A 4610-nucleotide genomic window follows, 5' to 3' on the forward strand; every position below is an offset into this window, starting at 1 on the left:
GAGTACACCGAGGCGCTTCGCGCTACACAGAGAAGGCAAAGCAAATAAAACATGTCTTTAATCATTCCCTCTGTGTGCTCTGCCCCCTCTGTGGTGAATAGAATCACTAAAAGACGCGGAATAAATCCGCTGCTACACCAGTCAATCTTAACCCGCTTCTCGCAACTCGTCGCCCGTGAACTTTCACCTTTCACCTTTCACCTTTCACCTTTCACCTTTCACCTTTAGCCTTTAGCCTTTAACCTTTAGCCTTTAGCCTTTAGCCTTTAGCCTTTAGCCTAATATTTTCATACAGACATAAAAAAACCGCTTATTAAGCGGTTTTTATCTAACATTTACGGGTTATTTTATAACGCGTAAATGTGAGCCTTTTTTCTTTTCAGGCTTATGATCAGGCGTTTCATCAACTATCTCTGGTGATGAATCAACACTTTCAAGCTCTGGAGCAAAATCGTCTTCGTCCTCTAAAAACTCATCTGCAGTAAAGACCGTGCCTTCGCCATTTTCACGTGCATATATTGCAAGTACAGCCCCTAAAGGCACGTACACTTGCATTGGCTGGCCGCCAAAGCGCGCGTTAAAGCTAAGCTGAGTATTATCTAACGAAAACTGCGTAACCGCCGAAGGGCTTATGTTCAATACAATCTGGCCATCTTGAACAAACTGTGTTGGCACTTGCACTGCAGGAAAGTCAGCATTAACCACTAAGTGTGGCGTGCATTCGTTATCAACAATCCAATCAAAAAAAGCGCGTAGTAAATAAGGACGATTAGAAGTCATTATAAACGGATCTCACGCTCTGCTTCAGTTAAAGAAGCTTGGAATGATTCACGTTCAAATAAACGGATCATATACTCTTTAAGTTCTTTAGAGCCTGCACCATTAAGCTCAATACCAAACTCTGGTAAACGCCATAATAGTGGTGCTAAGTAACAATCAACTAAGCTAAACTCTTCACTCATAAAGTAAGGCACTTCACTAAAGATGGGTGCTATTGCAAGTAATGCTTCTGTCAGCTCTTTACGCGCTTGCGCTGCTTCAGAGGTGTTGTTAATGATTTTTTCAGCTAGGCTGTACCAATCAGTATCAATACGGTGCATCATTAATCGACTACGACCACGCATGACCGGATATACAGGCATTAGTGGAGGATGAGGAAAACGTTCATCAAGGTATTCCATGATGATGTTTGCCTGATATAAACCAAGCTCACGGTCAATCAGTGTTGGCACTGTGCCGTAAGGGTTAATTTCGTGAAGTGCTTCTGGCAGATTATCCTTTTCAGCCATATGAATATCTACACTTACACCTTTTTCAGCAAGTACAATGCGTACTTGGTGGCTATACATACAGTTAGCACCAGAAAAAAGGGTCATTACAGGGCGCTTATTGGCAGCTACGGCCATGCCTACCTCCATTAAATAACTAAAACAGCAATAGGGGCTTAAGCCCCTATTGCAAAATTACCTTTAAATTTGTTCAAACTTAATGAACATCTCTCCAGTATTCTTTCTTCAGCATAAATGCCAAGATAAATAGAATCACTAAGAATCCAAGTACCTTAATACCTAGCGCTTCCGATTCGAGACGTGTAGGTTCACCTACATACTCTAGGAAATTCGTTAAATCACGAACTGCTTGGTCATATTCATCTACACTTAATTCACCCGTACCATCTGTTTCTGTACCAGTAATATGAGTGGTTGTTTTACCATCTACTGTTACTTCTTCAGTAATTGCAGTAGGAACACCTTGCAACTCTTGAAGAACATGTGGCATACCCACTGATGGGAATAACGTATTATTTACGCCAAACGGACGAGATTCATCTTTGTAAAACGATTTTAAATAGGTGTAAATCCAATCACTGCCACGCACACGCGCAACATTAGTTAGATCCGGCGGAGCCGCACCAAACCATTTTGCAGCATCTTCTTTCTTCATTGCATTATTGATATGACTACCTACTTTTGAACCATCAAAAATAAGTTGCTCTTGACCAATCTCTGTTGGAATACCAATATCGCGGAAAGTACGTTCATAACGTTGATACTGCATTTGGTGACAACCAAGACAGTAGTTCATGAACAACTTTGCGCCACGTTGCAAAGAAGGTTGATCAGATATATCGTTACCCGCTTCCATTAGAGGAACTGACGGGCCTGCCGCCATTGCTGGTAATACGTTTACTGATAAAGCGAATAAACCAATAAGTAGCTTTTTCATCATTTCGTTAACCTCTCAGGCAATGGCTTAGTTTTTTCATTCTTACTGTAAACAAATAACAGTACGAAGAACATAAAGTAAGTCACAGTACAGATTTGCGAAACAAGCGTTTTAAAGTCAGTTTGAGGTGTAGCACCAACCCAACCTAAAAGAACGAAAGTAACTACAAAGCCTGCAATGTTCCATTTGTGGAAACCACAACGGTAACGAACTGAACGAACCGAACCACGGTCAATCCAAGGCAATAATGCTAGCACGACAATAGATGCACCCATTGCTGCAACACCCATTAGCTTGTCTGGAATCGCACGTAAGATTGCATAAAACGGCGTAAAGTACCAAACAGGGAAAATATGCGCTGGTGTTTTAAGTGGGTTTGCCGGTTCAAAGTTTGGCGCTTCTAGGAAGAAACCACCCATTGCAGGCATAAAGAACACCACCCAACAGAACAAGATTAAGAAGCCAACCACACCCACAATATCTTTTACTGTGTAATAAGGGTGGAACGGTATCGCATCAATAATGTCTTTTTTATCTGTGTAGTATTCATGGAACTTAAATTTAGGCTTGTCTTCTTCAGCCACGGTTCCTTTTTTACGTTTGTTATCAATACCGTCAGGGTTGTTAGAACCCACTTCGTGCAATGCAACAATGTGTAAAAATACTAAGATAACAATAACCAGTGGTAATGCTATTACGTGCAATGCAAAGAAGCGGTTAAGCGTTGCACCCGAAATAACGTAGTCACCACGAATCCACAGTGTTAAGTCATCACCAATAACCGGGATTGCCCCGAATAATGAAATGATTACCTGTGCACCCCAAAACGACATTTGACCCCATGGTAATAAGTAACCCATGAACGCTTCAGCCATTAGGGCTAAGAAAATGAACATACCGAATAACCACAGTAATTCACGTGGTTTTTGGTAAGAACCGTAGATCATGCCACGGAACATATGCATGTAAACAACGATGAAGAACGCAGATGCACCCGTTGAATGCAAATAACGTAATAACCAACCGTACTCTACATCACGCATGATGTATTCTACTGATGCAAACGCACCTTCAGCAGATGGTACATAGTTCATCGTTAACCAAATACCGGTAAGGATTTGGTTAACTAGTACTAACATAGCGAGTGAGCCAAAGAAGTACCAGAAGTTAAAGTTTTTTGGTGCTGGATACTGTGCAATGTGCATGTTCCAAACACGTGTCATTGGGATACGGTCGTCTATCCACTCAACAATTTTTCCAAACATTAGGCCACCCCTTGTTCTTCGCCCACTAAAATAGTGGTCTCATCAAGAAAAGTATATGGTGGAACTTCTAAATTTAATGGTGCAGGTACCGATTGGAATACACGGCCAGCCATATCAAACTTAGAACCGTGACATGGACAGTAAAAACCGTCATCAGTCCCTTCCACTTTCTCACCAAAGCCACCTTGTAAAAAGCTAGGTGAACAACCCAAATGCGTACAAATACCTACAGCGACAAAAATCTCTGGGCGTAATGAACGGAAATCATTGGTTGATGATTCTAATTGTTGTGGCTCTTGCGATTGCGGATCACGAAGTTGACCTTCATGTTCTTTCATCTGCTCAAGCATTTTTGGGGTCCGTGATACAACCCATACAGGTTTACCACGCCACTCGACACGTATTAATTGTCCTGGCTCAAGTTTGCTGATATCTACTTCTACAGGCGCACCCGCAGATTTAGCTCGCTCACTTGGATTCCAAGACGCAATAAAAGGAACAGCAGCCCCAGCCGCACCAACACCACCAACAACAGAGGTAGCTATGGTTAAAAAGCGACGTCGGCCATTGTCTACAGGCGCATTGCTCATCCACTTATCTCCACTATGATTCTCAACACTTGCTATATTGAGAACATCAGTTACAGCAGGTTAATTTTTCGAATTTTAAAAGAGAAACGATCATAATTAAAACCCTTGTTTAAAACAAGGTTATTCACAGCCTCCTGCTCGAATAATCCTGACTTGCTCAAATAGTTGATTAAGTTAGCTCGAGTATGAAACCAAATGACTATAGTATCGCTTCCGTAAAAACAATTTGTAAACAAGTACAATCTCACCAACTAAGTACAGTAACCACTGAATTTGGCGACATTAAACTCATTCACTTTATTTGCCCGCCAATTGTAGCAAAAAAATTCACCAATTAACTGATGGATTTAAACTAATTGCGATAATTATTTAACTTTTTTTGCGTTAGTTGGTCATTTTTAAGCTTTCGTTCAATAAATACGCATGCTTTGCCTATTTTGATCAAGCTAATGTCGACATTAGTCGTAAAGGGAAAGGTTTTAGGTTTTAGGTTTTAGGTTTTAGGTTTTAGGTTTTAGGTTTTAGGTTT

At 41.0% G+C, this 4610-nt stretch carries 6 protein-coding genes; all 6 read right to left on the reverse strand.

Annotated features, from left to right (window positions below; translation table 11 throughout):
- Nucleotides 1-194 (reverse strand): hypothetical protein (locus QMA00_RS18525; RefSeq protein ID WP_290158436.1); only part of this gene is annotated, 194 nt, incomplete at its 3' end.
- 148 nt (nucleotides 195-342) lie between these two features.
- Entirely contained in the window at nucleotides 343-780 is a 438-nt protein-coding gene (locus tag QMA00_RS18530; RefSeq protein ID WP_076922453.1) for a ClpXP protease specificity-enhancing factor, read from the reverse strand.
- Nucleotides 780-1406, reverse strand: coding sequence for a stringent starvation protein SspA (sspA, locus tag QMA00_RS18535; protein WP_076922457.1), 627 nt, complete (start codon nucleotides 1404-1406; stop codon nucleotides 780-782). The genes QMA00_RS18530 and sspA overlap by 1 nt, the downstream gene beginning before the upstream one ends.
- Nucleotides 1407-1485: 79 nt before the next feature.
- On the reverse strand, nucleotides 1486-2229 hold the full coding sequence (locus QMA00_RS18540) for a cytochrome c1 (protein WP_069440085.1): 744 nt from the start codon (nucleotides 2227-2229) through the stop codon (nucleotides 1486-1488).
- The gene (locus QMA00_RS18545) at nucleotides 2226-3491 is read right to left on the reverse strand and encodes a cytochrome b N-terminal domain-containing protein (protein WP_008110864.1); all 1266 of its coding nucleotides are present in this window, start codon (nucleotides 3489-3491) and stop codon (nucleotides 2226-2228) included. Before QMA00_RS18545 ends, QMA00_RS18540 begins: the two co-directional genes overlap by 4 nt.
- A complete protein-coding gene (petA, locus tag QMA00_RS18550) occupies nucleotides 3491-4081 on the reverse strand; it encodes a ubiquinol-cytochrome c reductase iron-sulfur subunit (protein ID WP_008110867.1) in 591 nt (196 codons plus the stop codon). The genes QMA00_RS18545 and petA overlap by 1 nt, the downstream gene beginning before the upstream one ends.
- Nucleotides 4082-4610: the final 529 nt, after the last annotated feature.

This window comes from Pseudoalteromonas sp. APC 3694, from assembly GCF_030407565.1.
GTDB lineage: Bacteria > Pseudomonadota > Gammaproteobacteria > Enterobacterales > Alteromonadaceae > Pseudoalteromonas > Pseudoalteromonas tetraodonis.

Bases quoted from the DNA above. Each gene is read 5' to 3' on its own strand.
- QMA00_RS18530 (WP_076922453.1), bottom strand. From the start codon at position 780: ATGACTTCTAATCGTCCTTATTTACTACGCGCTTTTTTTGATTGGATT.
- sspA (WP_076922457.1), bottom strand. From the start codon at position 1,406: ATGGCCGTAGCTGCCAATAAGCGCCCTGTAATGACCCTTTTTTCTGGT.
- QMA00_RS18540 (WP_069440085.1), bottom strand. From the start codon at position 2,229: ATGATGAAAAAGCTACTTATTGGTTTATTCGCTTTATCAGTAAACGTA.
- QMA00_RS18545 (WP_008110864.1), bottom strand. From the start codon at position 3,491: ATGTTTGGAAAAATTGTTGAGTGGATAGACGACCGTATCCCAATGACA.
- petA (WP_008110867.1), bottom strand. From the start codon at position 4,081: ATGAGCAATGCGCCTGTAGACAATGGCCGACGTCGCTTTTTAACCATA.